This is a genomic window from Oceanobacillus sp. E9 (assembly GCF_001741975.1).
GTDB classification, from domain to species: domain Bacteria; phylum Bacillota; class Bacilli; order Bacillales; family Amphibacillaceae; genus Oceanobacillus; species Oceanobacillus kimchii.
This window is the reverse complement of the sequence record NZ_LSNA01000005.1, coordinates 405,733-421,686: the sequence shown is the minus strand read 5'-3', so window position 1 is coordinate 421,686 and position 15,954 is coordinate 405,733. Positions and strand designations below refer to the sequence as shown.

Genomic DNA, 15,954 nt, shown 5'->3' with positions numbered 1-15,954 from the left:
TATGTTTAAAAAAGAAGCTGGTTTTACACTCATTGAAATGTTAATTGTGCTCATGGTCATTTCCGTATTGATAATCCTCATCATTCCTAATATAGGAGAAAAAAGTGGGGAAGTTCATTCTAAGGGTTGTGAAGCTTTGATCAGTGTTGTTCAAGCTCAAGTAGATACATTTTTGTTAGAGACTGGACAACACCCTAATTCCTTGGATGAATTAGTAGAAAATGATTTTATTACCGAAGATCAATTAACTTGTCCAAATAATAATTCACTAACTTATTCGAACGGCAAAGTAAATGCCTCTTAGCAAAAATGGCTTTACGCTCATCGAAGTATTATTTTCTTTAGCCATTTTAATGGTTATTATAACCTTCTTCGCACCTTCACAAATGACTCAATTAAATCAATTAAAAGAGAAGCAGTTTTTCGAGTTACTTAAATATGATGTCCTATATATTCAATCACGAGCAAGAATGTATGAAAATGAACGTGTTTTAATTCGTTTTTATGCTGATGAATACAGAATAATTGAAGGACTGAATACCAATGAAGTTCGTCCATATCCAGCAGGATTATCTATTGATACATTTGGTAAAAGAGAAATTTATTTCAATTCGAATGGCACAGTTATTCAGCCGCGAACAATAAGTGTCTATGGAATCAATAAAACATATCAATTAATTTTCCCTCTGGGGAAAGGGCGTTTTTATATTGCAGAAATCTAATGGCTTTAGTTTTACTGAAGTAATAATAGCTACTTTACTCTTTTTTACAATTATCATATCGCTTCTTCCTCTTTTTTCTCTTCTAATGAAAGAACAACTCGTGCTTCAAGAAAGACGTACAATAGCTTATAAGTTACATGATAAGCTACAATCAAACTTCTGGAATGATCTTCAAAACGAAAAATCTACATTCTTATTGGAAAACTCTCAAACAGAAGTAACGTTTGATTTTGAAACAGAACAAAGAATACTCACAGGATGTGCACAGTGGGTAAATATAAAACATCGACAAGAGGAGTATTGTTTGCATGGTAAATCTCCAAGATAATCGAGGTTTCTCGCTAATTAGTCACTTATTGATGATGACAATTATCTTAATTACACTTCCTTTTATAAGTTATATGTTACATTTCATAGAAACTCCATCTGCAAAGGAAGAGTTGTCTGTTCATCAATTTTTTCAATTTATACGTGATGATGTTATTCGCTCTCTTCATGCAGTGGCAACAAATGACAAACTGGTATTGACTGTTCCAAGTGATTTAAATGAACAAACCGTTACCTACGAACAGTTTGGGAATTTAATCCGACGCCAAGTAGATGGAAAAGGATTTGAAATTTATTTAAGAAACATAGCTGAATTATACTTCCAACCGTTAGAATTTGGATTTCAAATTATATTAACAACGAGTTCTGGAGATCAATATGAAAAAACAATTAGTTTTTATTAATAATGAACAAGGATTTCTATTTATTTATGTTATTTGGATTATTAGCTTCCTATTCTTAAGTTTAACGCTATTGACTATTTATAATCATCATGATAAAAAGATAACCGATTTTCATTTAAAACTACTCCAGTCAGAAACATTGTTTCAAATGAGCAAGGTAGACGTTGAAAATGATTTAGAGGAATTTATGGATACACAAAAACTTAAATATTATTCTTATCCTGATGGACAAGTTAAAGTACAGATAAAATCAAGAAAGCAACATATTTTTTCTTTATCCTTCACTATTTTTTTGGAGGAAGACCCCTTTTATTCCTATGAACATTTTTATGCAATTGATGAATAAAAAATCATCAATTAGGTTACTCTAATTACAACTTCAAATATAATTGTTCATAGAAACGTTTACAATCTTATCCAGCTCGTATATAATAACTATGAAAAGGTTACCTACAAAGGAGGGGGAAGACATGGATCGTATGTTTCGTGTTCTTGCCTTTTGGACAGGTATTTTTACAGTAATGTTTTATGTCGGTGACATGATGAATACTGCACTTCTATTCCTGGCTCAAACGGCGTTTTTCCTTACATTAGGCTATTTAAAACTATCCGAACGAATGTACATGTATTTATTTGGTGCATATTGTACTGTATTTCTAATTGGATATACTTGGTATTCCGAATTTATACTTGTACCTGGGTTTGGACATTAAAACAAAGAAAAAACCACATGAATCATGTGGTTTTTTCTTATGTTCTCAAGCTTGAAAAAAAGGATTTCCGACTTTTTCAGCTTGTATAGTTGTAATTGGACCGTGACCAGATAAAACTTGGTATTTTTCGGGTAATTGATATAGTTTTTCTCGAATCGAATGTTCTAACACGTCTATATCTCCTCCTGGTAAATCAGTTCTACCTATTCCTTTTTGAAACAGGACATCACCACTGATTACTAACTGTTGTTCAGGAAATATATAACTTACACTACCTGGAGAATGTCCTGGTGTATGATATACTTGCATTGAAAACTCTCCTATAGTTAATCCACCCTCTACCACACTAAATTCTGCAGGTGCTGCTACAATAGATTGACCGATTAATTTATAAGAACCATTCAAATTTGGATCACTTAACCATTCATGTTCTGCCTGATGCAAATAAACTGGTGCATTCGTTTTCTGACGAATCTGTTCTAAAGCTCCAATGTGATCAAAATGTGCATGAGTTAATAAAATAGCATTAATATCTAAGTTATGTTCTTTAATTATAGACAGGATTATTTCTGCATCTCCACCTGGATCAACAACTATCCCATTACTTCCTTCTTTAAGAATATAACAATTCGCTTGTACCATCCCCACTGGTCTAGCAATAATTTCCATAAAATTCTCTCCTTATTTTTTATAATAACTCGACAAAAAAGATGGAATACTATAAAATAATAATTGATAATCGTTAGTTACATAATAATACATATATTCCTTTCGACTCAACAAAAAAGGGGTCGGAATGAGGAGGTTAATAAAAGATGGAAGCGTATTATCACATTATCCTTGGAGTATTACTTTTAGGAGTCACTTTATTAGCTGTTATTTCCGTTATTCGTCAGCTAAAGTATAAAAACATGTTTGCACTATTATTTTCAGCTATTACTGCTGTAGCTTTTGGATTCTTTTCAATCGCTACGATTATCAAAGAGATTATTGGATAATAACCATGGAAAAAAACAACATTTTGCTTCTGGCATTATTGTTGTTTTTTAATGTCTATATTAGTATGAAAACAAAAGCACAAGACCCTCCTTTAGTTTAGCAACGTACCGATGATAACTTTCACTTAGGGGGTATAAGTACGACTAGGCTCTTTACGGTTGTGCTGGTTTAATTCACACACAAATTTTATAATTTCGTGCAATACAAAAACCTAACAACAATCGCATTGTTGTTAGGTTTTTGTTAGTTTTAATTATTCTTCTTTTGCTTGATCTTTACCAAAATCTACGAATCGGAATAAGTCTCCATATACAATGGAATCGGAATAAGCTAATTCTTGGTCAACTTTTTCTTGAATAGAATCACATGCACTCGCCACTTGTTCCTTTTGTTGTTCTGCTTCTTGTTCAGAAGATGTTTCTTCATCAATAACATCATCTACAGGTTCACCAGTTTCTCTGTCATAACAAACACCCATAGTTTTGATATAGTCTTCACTAACGAAATCACCATTACGAAGTGCTATATAATCTTTTCGATCTTCACTAAACATGTCGTTACCAAAAGAGATATCTTTTTCTTGTTCGATACCCAACATATTAAGCATAGTTGGTTTAAGGTCAATTTGACCTGTTACTTCATCCATAACTTTTCCTTCACCATGACCAGGAATATGAACAAATAAAGGAACACGTTGTAACTGTACTTGATCATAAGGAGTAATTTCCTCTTTATCTAGATACTGTGCCATCGCACGGTTATGATTTGCACTAATTCCAATATGATCACCCATAATCACTATTACAGAATCTTCATATAATCCACTATCTTTTAGATCTTGGAAGAACTGTTCAATAGCTTCATCCATATACCTTACTGCTGGGAAGTAATTATTAAGTGTATTTGAGTTTGAATCAAATTTATCAATAGACGTATCTTCCTCATTCATTTCAAATGGGAAATGGTTTGTTAAAGTTATAAACTTACTGTAAAAAGGTTGTTCCATTGACTCTAAATACTTAATCGATTGTTCAAAGAATGGTTTATCTTTTAATCCCCAACCAATTGAATTCTCATTTGAAACCTCATAAGCTTCTTCACCATAAAAGTTGTCAATTTCTAAACTATCGTACATTCCTTCACGATTCCAGAAGCTTTTATTATTGGCATGTAATACAGAAGAAGTATACCCTTCTTCTTTTATAAGTTCTGGAAATGCATTATATTCATTTCCGCCATGCGTAAAGAATACAGCACCACGAGATAATGGATATAAAGAGTTTTCAACTAAGAACTCCGAATCTGAGGTGTTTCCTTGGCCGGTCTGTTCATAGAAGTTTTCAAAGTAGTACGTATCCTCATCTTCAGCTAAACCGTTTAAGAAAGGAGTTATTTCTTCTCCATTTACCTCATTATTAATTACAAACTCTTGAAGTGACTCTGCATTAATAAAAATTACATTTTTATCTTCAGCAATGCCAAACATTTCTTCACTTCGTTTATGATCAATATTCGTCTCAATAAACTCCTCAATTTCAGGAATTTCATTTCCATCTGCAAATACGCGCTGTGACTCGGTTTTTGAGTGAACAACAATATCGTATACATGATAATTAAATAAACCAATATTTTTAACTAAATACTCTCTATCAAACGCACGAGTAAATAATTGTGGACGTTCCATCTCTGCTAAGAAAAAGTTTCCTGCAAGTAGAACTAAAGAAAATGCTACTGCTCCTACTTTTCCACTCTTTGGATATTGAACAGATAAAGTACCTTCATATTTCTTACTTAAAATCCAAATAATAATAACATCAGCAAAGAATAATACATCATATGGTTTGATTAGCGTTAAAATACTTGACCCTAAATCTCCCATATTGCTTCCCATAAATAATTGTGGAATCGTAATAAAATCTGTAAACTGACGATAGAATACGAGATTCGCCCAAACAATCAAGGAAGCAAATAATGCCATATAGCGAATATATTTCATTTGCCTTGAAGTCTTATTAAACCACACCGCAATCGTAAATATTAAGAATGCAGACACAAATGGATTAATAAATAAAATTAACTCTTGCATAGAATTGTCAATTCCAATGTTGAACATAAATCTATATACAATATACGTTTTTAGACCAAATAGTATCGCTGCTAATATATACAACGGCACTTTGGGTTTTTTGAAGAATTTCATATTTCTCCTCCTAGTTTCTTAACTCATTCATCTAAATTAAATTTCATAGTACAATTCCTCATTATGAATCATATTCCACATTTTTAGCAATTGTAAACTACAATTAATAAAATACTTATTAATATAGACGAATATCATGCCATTAAAGTTTCACTTTTATAAGATTTTTTTACACTGTACTCATAAGTTACTATTTTAGTAGAAAATAAAAAAAAATCAAGTGAAAAATGTGCTATTTTTTGAAGAATATGCTAAATATGCTGCTCCAATAATACCTGCGTCATTTCCTAATTGAGCAGTTTTAATTGAACATGCTTCTGACACTCTTGGTAACGCATGTTTTTCAAAAGCTTGCTGTATAGCATCAATTAACTGATCTCCAGCTTTGGAAACTCCCCCGCCAATTAATACTTTAGAAGGGTTTATAATTACACCCATGTTAGCTAAGACTTTGCCTAAAACATCAGCAGTATGATCAACAATCGATTTTGCTGCTATATCACCTTCAGATGCTAGTTCAAAAATTTCTTTAGATGTAATTTCTCTATTTTTATTATAAGCTTCTGCTAATTTTGAATGAGGTATTTCAATGATTTTTTCTAATGCTTGTCTTACAATACCTGTAGCAGAAGTAATCGTTTCTAGACAACCATGATTGCCGCAATTGCAAGGTGCCCCATTCTCTTCCACAATCATATGGCCTAATTCTCCTGCCATTCCATTTGCTCCATTTAAAATTCGACCATTGGCAATGATTCCTCCGCCTACTCCAGTACCTAATGTAATAGCAATTAAATTGTCTGCTTGATTTCCTGCACCAACCCAATTTTCACCAAGCACTGCAATGTTCGCGTCATTTTCAACATAAACTGGAACTTTTGCATATTGTTGAAACGCTTCAGCTAAAGCAACATTTTTCCAACCGATATTAACCGCTTCATGAACATATCCTTTTTCTGCATCAATAAAACCTGGTGCTCCCACACCTAGTCCAATTATCGATGATAGAGAATAGGATAAATGCTCCATTTTTGACTCAATAGACGACCAGATTTCTGGGACAATATGCCTTCCACCATCCGCTAGATTCGTAGATACTTCCCATTTGTGTACTATCTTCCCATTTTCAGATATAAAACCTATCTTAACCGTAGTTCCCCCAATATCAATACCCACTAATAAATGCTTGTCCACTACCCATTCCCCTTTAAATGATTATTTTTTTCTTTTTTAATGCAAAGTTTTGCCGTTAGAAATTCTTGTTGAGTAATAAATCCATATTGATACAAATCATCTAATTCAAGTTCTATTAATTCCAAATCTCCCAGTCGATCGCCAGTATAAATAAACGCACCAAAACGTTTTAATAAATTACGAACATCAATCATTGTTTTCAAATTAATCACCATTCACTATTATATCAAATGCTTTAATTAATGGGAACTAAACAATTGAAAACCCGAATCAGTTAACGATCCGGGTCTTTAGGGTTTAATATTTCAGGTCGGCGATGCTTTATCGGTACTGGCACACGAATGATAACATCCCGTAATGCATTTGGTGAAAATGGCATAAATGGCCAAAAATAAGGTATTTTAAACGTCTTCATTTTTGTAATGTACAATAGCCAACAAGTTATACCCACTACATAACCAATCACACCAAAACTGGCGGTCGCTAATAATAAAATAATACGTACAATTCGATTAGCCATACTTAGCTCATAACTAGGAGTTGCATAAGAACCAATTGCAGCAGTAGCAATGTAAAGAACCACTTCGTTGGTAAACCACCCTACCTGGACAGAGACTTCACCTATCATAATTGCTGCAACCAATCCGAGTGCCGTTCCTAATGCAGATGGAGTATGAATGGAAGCCATCCTTAACATATCTAACCCTATCTCCGCAATGAGAAATTGGAGAAGTAGAGGTATTACTCCAGGATCATCTGGACCAATAAACTCTAAAGCAGCGGGTAATAACTCTGGATGTGAAGACATTAAATAATATAGAGGCAATAATATCATTGAAAATAAAATTGCAAAAAAACGAACCATTCTTAAATATGCACCAACAGTAGGTTTCTGACGATATTCTTCCGCATGATGTAAATGATTCCAAAACGTTGTTGCAGTTATCATAACACTAGGTGAGCCATCAATAATTAACAAGATATGGCCATCATATAAGTGTGCAGCAGCAGTGTCTGGTCTTTCTGTATATCGTACAGATGGATAAGGATTCCAATAACGATCACTTAAAAACTCTTCAATTGTTTTTTCTGCCATCGGTAGTCCATCTGTGTCAATTTTTTCTAATATCGATTTGATTTTTTCTATATGTTTATTATCTGCAATATCTTCTATATAACTTATGACTACATCAGTTTTTGACCGTCGCCCTACCTGTAAATATTCCATTCGAAGTGAACGATCGCGTACTCGTCTTCTTGTTAATGCGGTATTAAATACTAATGTTTCTACAAATCCATCTCTTGGTCCACGAACTACTCTTTCTAGATCTGGTTCTTCAGGGGAGCGTGCAGGGTAAGTTCTCGAATCAATAATAATTGCCTTATCTATACCATCTACAAATAAAGCTGTTGCTCCGGCTAATACAAAATCAGCGGCTTGATAAATATTATCTATAGGTTCAATTTCTATATAGGGGATATATCTCTTAAGTAGTTTGGTTAACGTATCTTTATCCAGTTCATGTTCTTTTAGCGCAGCCAATGTTTGCATGATATATAACGATATATCATCTTTGGCAAATCCATCAACCATGAACATAGCCATATCTTTCCCTGCATAATTTAAATCTAAATAAATTAAATCAAAACTTTTCTCAACCCCTAAATAACTTTTTAGGAATGTAACGTTGTTTGTTAATTTATGATCAATTGGTCTTTTATCCTGTTTCATTCGTTACCACCTGTGACTATAAGATATGACTAGTTTATAACGAACTATAATTTCTATACTAGAATCCTTCATATATTCTTTTTTAAAAACATATATAAACATATAGACAAGCGATAAAGGATGAGTAAGATGTGGAAAAAATATATCCTTCCAATCATAGGCGGTTTAATATTTGTGACTACAATTTATATTATCAATATAGACAAACAAGCAATTAGCTTTTTTCCGTTAGATGATACACACACTTTTAATTATGCAGATACAAAAGTTTTACTTATAGGAGAAGAAGATACAAATCGATACGAAATGCAATGGAATATAAATTCACAAAGTGATGCGGAATTAGCTATGCGACAAGATGTATCCTTATTATTCGTAAATGGCAGACTAAAAGGAGTACGCAGTAAATGGCAACAAGATACTGATAAGATTGATATTCAAGAAAATTTTATTGGACATGACTCAAATCATTATGAAAGTATTTCATTTCATCAGGGAGAGATCCATATTGATAACAATACAATAAGAAGTATTCAACATATGTCTCAAGATGAACTGTATGTTATTGACTCCCCTTCTGAACCAATTGCTTCATTTAAAGAACCAGCTAACGAATACGAAAAGGAATGGGAAGAAGTCTTAAATCGGACTACAAATCAACAATTAATTTATCATTGGCAACAACTCATGCAATATTTTAACGTAAATTCCTCTAACTATTATGCTATACCATTAACAAATTTATTTATATATGAAGATACTCCATTACCAAATATGACTAAGCAAGAATCAGATCAAGTGATTGGACAATTGTGGGAAGGACTATATAAAAACTACATTATCCCTGCTCTTGACCCACCAAATGATAAACTTAGCAGCTTTGTACCATTAATTTTAATCGACAAAGAAGCAAAACACTTACTTGTTCTATATGAACTAAACGGAAAAAAAGAGCAGCTAATTCAGCGGTTGCCAAAAGCTACTCTTAAATGATTAATAATTGGATAAGTCCTGCTGAAGATCTAATAATTCTTGATTATCAGGAAATCGTTCTAGACCTTCGCCGATTACTTCTCTCGCCTTATCAAATTCAAAATTATTTGCATATATGATAGTTAAATTATTGTACGCTTCAGGAATAGTTTCTTCATATCCTAAACTTTCTTCTAAATCAGCTTGTGCTAATTCAATTTCACCTTGCTGTATATATGCATACGAACGATGGAAAAGAAAATAAGCCATCAACTTATTATCTTTATTCGATTTTAATTCATTTAATGCATCGGTAGATATTTCAATTGCTTCTTCAAATTGATTATCAGTTAGTTTTTCTTCTACTTCAATTAATTTAAATTCTAGAGAAGAAGCGTTATTATCAATACCATACATTAATAATCCGGCACATAAAACAATAAATGCGATAATTGCTCCTAATTGATATTTACCATTCTTTTTACTTGGTACATGTAGACAAGCAGCTATTAGAAAGCCGCCAAGTAAACCACCGAGATGAGCACCCATATCTATTTCTGGGATAGAAAACCCAATGACGAGGTTTAATACTAGTATAAATATAATATTCATACCCATTGTATCTTTAAATACGTCTTTATAAATTAAACCAAAGAATAGCAAGGCACCAAACAATCCAAATATTGCTCCAGATGCCCCGGCAGAGATACTAATAGATGTAGCAAAGCTAGCTATCGAACCAGCTATTCCGCCAAGAAAATAAATAACTAAAAATCGCGTTCTACCAAATATCCTTTCAATAGCTGTTCCCAAATAAAACAATGCAACCATGTTCATTAAGATATGGACAAAACCTATATGTAGGAACATGGAAGTAAATAGTCGCCACCATTCACCTTCCATAATTAGTGGATTATATTTTGCTCCCATATCAATAAGCGTATCAATGTTCTCACTTCCGCCATTATTTATTTGTTGTAAGAAAAAAAATATATTAAGTGCTATTAAAATATATGTAAATAATGGTTTTCCATTTGAAAATACTTTTCTTCTTTTTTCAATTCGGTTATTAAAATCTTGAAGTATAGTTTGTTTAAAATAAGCAACTTTTCTTTCTTTTTCTTCATTATCCAATTCGTCTATTTCTTCTAAAGATAAATCTAGACCTGTTTTTTCTCGTAAACGTTCAATTTCATCAGAACGCTCTGTTTCATGTAAAAAATACACATTCATCGTAAAAGGCTTTTTTGCATTTGAAGTAATCGGTTTTTTTAATGTTTGCCAATCATCACCAATTGGTTCTTCACTCGATGTATAAACCGTAATTGCTTCAATATGTTTTCCTTTGAAGCTTTTTCTCATTTGATGAATCCGTTGATATGTACTTGTTACATCTTGTTTGAGTTGATTTTGCCAATCAAACCGTTTAGGCAATAACCGAATGATGAATGAAGTGTTGTTTTGAAATCTCTCGAACCAAAGCTCGTCTGTCTCCTCATTTTTATTAATTAATTCAAATCCTTGCTGAAATAGTTGATAAGCTAATTGGTATTCCAAATATAAATCGTTTAGGTACATACACCAACCTCCCCATGATTATCATACCAAAAGGGAATATCTTTTGCACAGGATTATCATGGTGGATCATTCTAAAAAACGAAGAAGATGAGTGTGAAATCCTATATACTCATCTTCTTCGTTTTTAATAATTATAGCGACTAGTTGATTCACCAAAAATTTTTGATTGAACACCTGGAAAATTCATAGCTAACCTAACTGCTATCTTACGTATAATACTTATGGCAAATAGCGCATTAAATAATTTATACCTCCACTTTAATACGATTAAAATCAAAGATATAAATAATGCAACCGAAATGAGAGGACGCATTAATAAATCATTCCTTCCTAACTCTATTATGTAAATAGTTTTTTCTAGAATGATTTACTTATACATAGAAAAATTAACTTTTCTGTTAACAAATAATCTACCGGTAGATCATGTGATTCCTTAGGTAAGGACGAGACAATCTGTAACTCACTACAAATTGACAATGTGGGAGCTTTTATACTCGGTAACATTCGATCATAATAACCTCCACCAAACCCAATACGATAACCATTTTTATCAAATACAATACCTGGAACAATACATAAATCAAGTATTTCATTTTTTACAGGACTTGTAAGTTCAATAACAGGTTCCTCTATACCAGCGTAGACAACTTCTAGTTGTTCAAAAGTGGTGATTTGATGATATGTCATTGTTTTATCAAACGGATTACATTTAGGAATGGCAATAATTTTATTTTCTTTCCATCCTTGCCGAATGATTTGTTTTGTGTCCCACTCAAATCCCTTAGAAACTGTAATTCCAATTGTTAACGCATTTTTCCAAAGACTTGATTGAAATAATAATTGCTGTTGACTTAACTGGATAGCGTTTCTTTCATCTTCAGGTAATTTTTTTAATTGTTGGATCATATTTTTTCTTAATATTTGCTTTCTCATATTTACACACCCTCTAATAATAGAAAAACTCCTATCCAAACGATAAGAGTTTTTTACTAACATTATTTTGTTTCACGATGTAACGTGTGTTTTTTTAGACGTGGTGAGTATTTCATAAGCTCAATACGTTCAGGATTTGTACGCTTGTTTTTTGTAGAGATATAGTTACGATCTCCCGTTTCCGTACAAGCTAAAGTTATATTTACGCGCATATTTTATCCCTCCAAACTTTTCAACTTGCCTCTTCATACATAATCGTACAGACTTTAATTATATTATCAAACTTTCCAGTAATTATCAAGATTGTTTACTGCAATAATGGATGAAAATCAGCTGTTAACTTATTTCCATAATTATAGTAATGATAAAAATTAGTAGAATAATGATGATTCCATTGTCTTTTTATGGTATAACTATTAATGAATATGAAGGAGGGAATAAAATGTTTTATGCGATAATCGCTATTATCGTGGTTGCAATTGTTCTATTCATTCTATCTTATTTTATGAATGATAGAATTGAAGAAGTAGAATCACAGTTAGAACAAATGTCGATTACAACGATGCAAGATACATATCAATTAAAAAAGAAAATCAAAGTACTTGAGGAAGAACTATTACCTAGTGATTTAACTGATCATAAAAGAGAAAATAGTAATCTTATCAATAATTAAAGGAGTAAATCAATGAAACATCATATTCAAGCTTTTTCACTTGGTTTGTTTACAAGTGCCTTAATTATTCTGATTGTATTCTATCTAGTACAAGATTCGCAAACACCTATTGAAGATGTTAAAGCAGAAGAACTCATTCCTGTATTAGAAGATCAAGGTTACGCGGTTCTTTCCCAAGAAGAATACATATCTTATAGTGTAAATGGAAACGATTCAGAAAAAAATACTGATACCAACAGTGAATCATCAGATGAAGACGCTGAACAGAATAAAGAAGAAACCGAAAATAATAATAAAGAGGAAGAAGAAACAACTGAAGAAGATTCATCCAATGAAGAAGAATCTGAAGAAGATTCTCCAAAAGAATATAAGCTTACTATTGAAACTGGAATGGCTTCTTCTCAAATTAGCGATATACTAGAAAATGAAGATATTATTGAAAGTGCTTCTGACTTTAATGACTACTTAGAAGATAATGATTATGCAATTAACGTGAAGCCAGGCACATTTGAATTAACAAGCGATATGTCTCATTTTGAAATAGCGGAAGTAATTACAAGCTATAATTAAAAATAGCACAGCGAAATGCTGTGCTATTTATTTAAATTCACACTTTCTCCTTTGACCATATATAATATGCTTTCACCAATATTTGTGATATGGTCTGCGAATCGCTCCAAGTATCTTGCGCAAAAGGACATTTGCATTACATATTCTATTTGATCAGGTCGAGTAGCTGTTTCGTATAACAGGTCACTAACTACACGCTTATAGACACGATCTACTTCATCATCCAACTCCGCTAACTTTCCAGCAAGCGAAATATCCTCTTGCTCAAATGCCAATACTGCTGTGTGAAGCATCTTTTTGACTTGATGGTGCATATGCGAAAGATCAGGAGGTACACTTGAAGGGTTATCAAGTAGCCTTATGCTTGATTTAGCGATATTCTTCGCATTATCCCCCATTCGCTCAATATCTATCATAACCCTTAATGCAGATACAATTCTTCTTAAGTCTGTTGCTACAGGTTGTTGTTTTGCAATAAGTAAAATCGCTTTATCATTAATACTTTGTTCTAACTTGTCAATTTCATTATCTTTAGCTATAACATTCTCTGCCATTTCTTGCTGTTGTTGAATTAATGATTCCATTGATTTGTCCAATGCCTCACCAACTAAATCCGCCATATGAAGGATATCCGCATATAGTTCTTGAAGCTCATCTTGGAACTGATTTCGTGTTGACATATAAGTTCCTCCCATAATAAATAGTTTATATATGTACCCAATTATAAAGGTTGAATATTAATCGTTTGTAAACTCTATGTAATCATTTATAAAAAAACAGCAAATCCATGTTGGATTCACTGTTTTTTATCAATCAACTGCTTCTTCTTCATCTTGTTCTTCCTTCACTTCGAAGTAAGCATCAAGGATACGTCTGCCAATTTTATTATTTATTCCATTTCCTTCCCCAGTATGTGGAACTATTACAGCAAACGCAACTTCTGGTTCATCAAATGGTGCATAGCCAACCAGTGAAAGACTATTAGTATCAGCTAGCTTTTTCCCATCTTCATAAATGGATGTTTCAGCTGTACCCGTCTTCCCAGCAGCAGTATAATCTGTGCCTGAAAAATAACTGCTTGCTGTTCCTGTACTATATACTCTTCTAAAACCTTCTTGTACGCGTTCAATTTCAGATTGACTCATATCTATTCTGTTCATTACTTGCGTATTTTTTGTATAATACACTGGACCTAATTCATCAAATGAAGCAATTGGATCATGAACTTGCTTTAGGAAATGTGGTTGTACACGATAGCCATCATTAGCAATCGTTGAAACGTATTGTGCTAATTGTAAAGTCGTATACGTATCATATTGTCCAATTGTAAAATCCAGAACATTACCAGGATTGGGTGCGCTATTTGAACGAACTCCAGTAGATTCATACGGAAAATCAATACCCGTAGAGGCACCTAAACCAAATTGATTAAAATAATTTTGTAAATCATTTAGTGCATTGTTGTATTCACTCCAACTTGCATTAAGGCTAGAGTTATCTGGATATGGATGTCGGTTTTCTCCCATCATTCGTAAAGCGATATAGAACATGTAGACGTTTGAAGACTTTTCCAAAGCTTGATAATCGTTTACATGACCTAAATTTCTAACTGATTTTTTTACTGGTGTACTAGCAATTCGAATTGGATTATCAAAAAACACTTGTCCTGGTGAAATCACACCCGATTCATATCCTGCTAATACACTGGCACCTTTCACTGAAGAACCTGGTTCATATGCACTTGCTAACGCCATAAATGCGGCATCATTGTATTCTCCCTTTTCTTTATCATAATTCACGCCAGACATTGCCAGTAACTCGCCTGTTTTTGGATTCATTACTACTGCAAAAGCGTTCGTTAGGTACTGATTAGGCCCAGGATATTTTTCTTTAGCATCCTTAAATTCTTCTAATACTATTTCGTCTACTTTTTCTTGAAATTCCATGTCAATCGTTAAAACGAGGTCTTTTCCTCGTTGCCCTTCAACTACGGTTTCCGTTCCTACTATCGTACCATCTTTTCTCGTCTCATATTGAATCTGTTCTTTTCTACCTCTCAAGAAATCTTCATATTGCTGTTCTAAACCACTTTTTCCTACTCTATCGTTCCGGCTATATCCTTTACTTAAATAAGCTTGCACATCTTCAGCTGGAATTCCTTGCTGCTGACTTGTTATACTTCCCAACAGACTCGTTAAGGTATCCTCGTAAGGATATACTCGATCCCAATCTGTGGTCGCATTTATCCCTGGTAATTTATCCAAATTCTCTGCAACAGTTGCATATTCTTCAGCAGTAACATCTTCATTTTTTATAACTTGTGGAGTCAATGAGTAAGCTTTATCCAATTCTTTTTTTATAGCGATAATTTCCATATCATCATCAGAGAAATCACTAATTTCTTCTTCGGTAATCAAATCCAATGTATGGTTATATACATCTGCATTGTCCATTTCGGAAGTATCTAGGTCCTCTAACCTCTCGTCTACATCTTTTTGATTAAGTAAATAATAATATTCCCGCTTATCTCTATCCGTAATACGTTTTAACCGGTCTTCCTGACTCATATCAATATACTCTGCTAACTTTTGAGCTAATTCTAAGCGATCTTTCGCTTGTACGCCTTTTGGTGGCGTATAAGTAATAGAATACATCGCTTTATTATCTACAATTACATTTCCATTTGTGTCTAATATTTTTCCTCTCGGAACAGGTACACTCGTCGTGTCAATATTTGTTCGCTCAATTTCTTCTTGGTGAGCCTCCCCATTCAAAATTTGTACAACCCCTAGTTGCAAAATTAATACAGAGAACAACAAAAAGATTGCAAAAAATAATATATTTATCCGAAAGGGAAGTTGGGCTCGTTTCTTTTTATTATCCTTACTCAATATCTCTTCTCCCCCAATAATTTAGTACAATATTTTCCTCTGTTTG

Annotated in this window: 20 protein-coding genes; 10 read left to right on the top strand and 10 right to left on the bottom strand. The window is 32.9% G+C overall.

Annotated elements, in window-relative coordinates; all coding sequences use genetic code 11:
* The first annotated feature begins 1 nt into the window (after position 1).
* The 6 genes from comGC (at position 2) to AQ616_RS05735 (ending at position 2,166) form a co-directional block, all read left to right on the top strand.
* Positions 2–304, top strand: coding sequence for a competence type IV pilus major pilin ComGC (gene comGC, locus AQ616_RS05760; protein WP_017797024.1), 303 nt, complete (start codon positions 2–4; stop codon positions 302–304).
* Positions 294–722 (top strand): competence type IV pilus minor pilin ComGD, encoded by a 429-nt coding sequence (comGD, locus tag AQ616_RS05755; protein WP_017797025.1) that lies wholly within the window; start codon positions 294–296, stop codon positions 720–722. The genes comGC and comGD overlap by 11 nt, the downstream gene beginning before the upstream one ends.
* Positions 709–1,050, top strand: coding sequence for a type IV pilus modification PilV family protein (locus tag AQ616_RS05750; protein ID WP_017797026.1), 342 nt, complete (start codon positions 709–711; stop codon positions 1,048–1,050). The genes comGD and AQ616_RS05750 overlap by 14 nt, the downstream gene beginning before the upstream one ends.
* Entirely contained in the window at positions 1,031–1,453 is a 423-nt protein-coding gene (locus AQ616_RS05745; protein ID WP_017797027.1) for a ComGF family competence protein, read from the top strand. Before AQ616_RS05750 ends, AQ616_RS05745 begins: the two co-directional genes overlap by 20 nt.
* Positions 1,428–1,799, top strand: a complete 372-nt coding sequence (locus AQ616_RS05740) for a competence type IV pilus minor pilin ComGG (RefSeq protein ID WP_069685259.1) — start codon at positions 1,428–1,430, stop codon at positions 1,797–1,799. The genes AQ616_RS05745 and AQ616_RS05740 overlap by 26 nt, the downstream gene beginning before the upstream one ends.
* Positions 1,800–1,923: 124 nt before the next feature.
* Positions 1,924–2,166 carry a DUF2626 domain-containing protein gene (locus tag AQ616_RS05735; protein ID WP_011066312.1) on the top strand — a complete coding sequence of 81 codons (243 nt, stop codon included), beginning with the start codon at positions 1,924–1,926 and terminating at the stop codon, positions 2,164–2,166.
* A gap of 45 nt (positions 2,167–2,211) precedes the next feature.
* Here the strand turns inward: AQ616_RS05735 and AQ616_RS05730 are convergent, their stop codons facing one another.
* Positions 2,212–2,835, bottom strand: coding sequence for an MBL fold metallo-hydrolase (locus AQ616_RS05730; RefSeq protein ID WP_069685258.1), 624 nt, complete (start codon positions 2,833–2,835; stop codon positions 2,212–2,214).
* A 146-nt stretch (positions 2,836–2,981) separates the two neighbouring features.
* Here AQ616_RS05730 and AQ616_RS05725 point away from each other — a divergent pair, with 146 nt between their 5' ends.
* On the top strand, positions 2,982–3,164 hold the full coding sequence (locus AQ616_RS05725; protein WP_017797030.1) for a DUF2759 family protein: 183 nt from the start codon (positions 2,982–2,984) through the stop codon (positions 3,162–3,164).
* Positions 3,165–3,418: 254 nt separating this feature from the next.
* Here the strand turns inward: AQ616_RS05725 and AQ616_RS05720 are convergent, their stop codons facing one another.
* The 4 genes from AQ616_RS05720 to AQ616_RS05705 form a co-directional block, all read right to left on the bottom strand.
* A complete protein-coding gene (locus AQ616_RS05720) occupies positions 3,419–5,365 on the bottom strand; it encodes an LTA synthase family protein (protein WP_069685257.1) in 1,947 nt (648 codons plus the stop codon).
* Positions 5,366–5,581: 216 nt separating this feature from the next.
* On the bottom strand, positions 5,582–6,559 hold the full coding sequence (locus AQ616_RS05715; RefSeq protein WP_069685256.1) for an ROK family glucokinase: 978 nt from the start codon (positions 6,557–6,559) through the stop codon (positions 5,582–5,584).
* Positions 6,559–6,762, bottom strand: coding sequence for a YqgQ family protein (locus AQ616_RS05710; protein ID WP_017797033.1), 204 nt, complete (start codon positions 6,760–6,762; stop codon positions 6,559–6,561). The genes AQ616_RS05715 and AQ616_RS05710 overlap by 1 nt, the downstream gene beginning before the upstream one ends.
* A gap of 71 nt (positions 6,763–6,833) precedes the next feature.
* The gene (locus AQ616_RS05705; RefSeq protein WP_017797034.1) at positions 6,834–8,291 is read right to left on the bottom strand and encodes a spore germination protein; all 1,458 of its coding nucleotides are present in this window, start codon (positions 8,289–8,291) and stop codon (positions 6,834–6,836) included.
* Positions 8,292–8,420: 129 nt separating this feature from the next.
* On the opposite strand from AQ616_RS05705, the gene AQ616_RS05700 reads away from it, so the two are divergent.
* The gene (locus tag AQ616_RS05700) at positions 8,421–9,284 is read left to right on the top strand and encodes a hypothetical protein (RefSeq protein WP_017797035.1); all 864 of its coding nucleotides are present in this window, start codon (positions 8,421–8,423) and stop codon (positions 9,282–9,284) included.
* Here AQ616_RS05700 and AQ616_RS05695 read toward each other — a convergent pair whose 3' ends face one another.
* From AQ616_RS05695 to rpmG, 3 genes are all read right to left on the bottom strand, one after another.
* Positions 9,285–10,841 (bottom strand): rhomboid family protein, encoded by a 1,557-nt coding sequence (locus AQ616_RS05695; RefSeq protein WP_069685255.1) that lies wholly within the window; start codon positions 10,839–10,841, stop codon positions 9,285–9,287.
* Positions 10,842–11,198: 357 nt separating this feature from the next.
* Positions 11,199–11,774, bottom strand: coding sequence for a 5-formyltetrahydrofolate cyclo-ligase (locus AQ616_RS05690; RefSeq protein ID WP_017797038.1), 576 nt, complete (start codon positions 11,772–11,774; stop codon positions 11,199–11,201).
* A gap of 62 nt (positions 11,775–11,836) precedes the next feature.
* Positions 11,837–11,986, bottom strand: a complete 150-nt coding sequence (gene rpmG, locus AQ616_RS05685) for a 50S ribosomal protein L33 (RefSeq protein ID WP_017797039.1) — start codon at positions 11,984–11,986, stop codon at positions 11,837–11,839.
* Positions 11,987–12,216: 230 nt separating this feature from the next.
* Between rpmG and AQ616_RS05680 the strand changes: the two genes are divergently transcribed.
* A complete protein-coding gene (locus AQ616_RS05680) occupies positions 12,217–12,447 on the top strand; it encodes a hypothetical protein (protein WP_017797040.1) in 231 nt (76 codons plus the stop codon).
* Between the two features lie 12 nt (positions 12,448–12,459).
* On the top strand, positions 12,460–13,017 hold the full coding sequence (locus AQ616_RS19860) for an endolytic transglycosylase MltG (protein WP_240490469.1): 558 nt from the start codon (positions 12,460–12,462) through the stop codon (positions 13,015–13,017).
* 23 nt (positions 13,018–13,040) lie between these two features.
* On the opposite strand, the gene phoU is transcribed toward AQ616_RS19860, so the two are convergent.
* Together phoU and AQ616_RS05665 are read right to left on the bottom strand one after the other, a co-directional pair.
* Complete coding sequence (gene phoU, locus AQ616_RS05670) at positions 13,041–13,697, bottom strand: phosphate signaling complex protein PhoU (RefSeq protein WP_069685254.1); 657 nt, start codon at positions 13,695–13,697, stop codon at positions 13,041–13,043.
* A gap of 129 nt (positions 13,698–13,826) precedes the next feature.
* Positions 13,827–15,908, bottom strand: a complete 2,082-nt coding sequence (locus tag AQ616_RS05665; protein WP_069685253.1) for a peptidoglycan D,D-transpeptidase FtsI family protein — start codon at positions 15,906–15,908, stop codon at positions 13,827–13,829.
* Between the last annotated feature and the right edge of the window lie 46 nt (positions 15,909–15,954).

What these genes read in the sequence shown, in the direction of transcription:
- AQ616_RS05730 (WP_069685258.1), bottom strand. Translation starts at nt 2,835, where the DNA reads ATGGAAATTATTGCTAGACCAGTGGGGATGGTACAAGCGAATTGTTAT.
- AQ616_RS05690 (WP_017797038.1), bottom strand. Translation starts at nt 11,774, where the DNA reads ATGAGAAAGCAAATATTAAGAAAAAATATGATCCAACAATTAAAAAAA.
- AQ616_RS19860 (WP_240490469.1), top strand. Translation starts at nt 12,460, where the DNA reads ATGAAACATCATATTCAAGCTTTTTCACTTGGTTTGTTTACAAGTGCC.
- AQ616_RS05740 (WP_069685259.1), top strand. Translation starts at nt 1,428, where the DNA reads ATGAAAAAACAATTAGTTTTTATTAATAATGAACAAGGATTTCTATTT.
- AQ616_RS05725 (WP_017797030.1), top strand. Translation starts at nt 2,982, where the DNA reads ATGGAAGCGTATTATCACATTATCCTTGGAGTATTACTTTTAGGAGTC.
- AQ616_RS05735 (WP_011066312.1), top strand. Translation starts at nt 1,924, where the DNA reads ATGGATCGTATGTTTCGTGTTCTTGCCTTTTGGACAGGTATTTTTACA.
- comGC (WP_017797024.1), top strand. Translation starts at nt 2, where the DNA reads ATGTTTAAAAAAGAAGCTGGTTTTACACTCATTGAAATGTTAATTGTG.
- AQ616_RS05680 (WP_017797040.1), top strand. Translation starts at nt 12,217, where the DNA reads ATGTTTTATGCGATAATCGCTATTATCGTGGTTGCAATTGTTCTATTC.
- AQ616_RS05705 (WP_017797034.1), bottom strand. Translation starts at nt 8,291, where the DNA reads ATGAAACAGGATAAAAGACCAATTGATCATAAATTAACAAACAACGTT.
- AQ616_RS05700 (WP_017797035.1), top strand. Translation starts at nt 8,421, where the DNA reads ATGTGGAAAAAATATATCCTTCCAATCATAGGCGGTTTAATATTTGTG.
- comGD (WP_017797025.1), top strand. Translation starts at nt 294, where the DNA reads ATGCCTCTTAGCAAAAATGGCTTTACGCTCATCGAAGTATTATTTTCT.
- AQ616_RS05720 (WP_069685257.1), bottom strand. Translation starts at nt 5,365, where the DNA reads ATGAAATTCTTCAAAAAACCCAAAGTGCCGTTGTATATATTAGCAGCG.
- AQ616_RS05695 (WP_069685255.1), bottom strand. Translation starts at nt 10,841, where the DNA reads ATGTACCTAAACGATTTATATTTGGAATACCAATTAGCTTATCAACTA.
- AQ616_RS05745 (WP_017797027.1), top strand. Translation starts at nt 1,031, where the DNA reads ATGGTAAATCTCCAAGATAATCGAGGTTTCTCGCTAATTAGTCACTTA.
- rpmG (WP_017797039.1), bottom strand. Translation starts at nt 11,986, where the DNA reads ATGCGCGTAAATATAACTTTAGCTTGTACGGAAACGGGAGATCGTAAC.
- phoU (WP_069685254.1), bottom strand. Translation starts at nt 13,697, where the DNA reads ATGTCAACACGAAATCAGTTCCAAGATGAGCTTCAAGAACTATATGCG.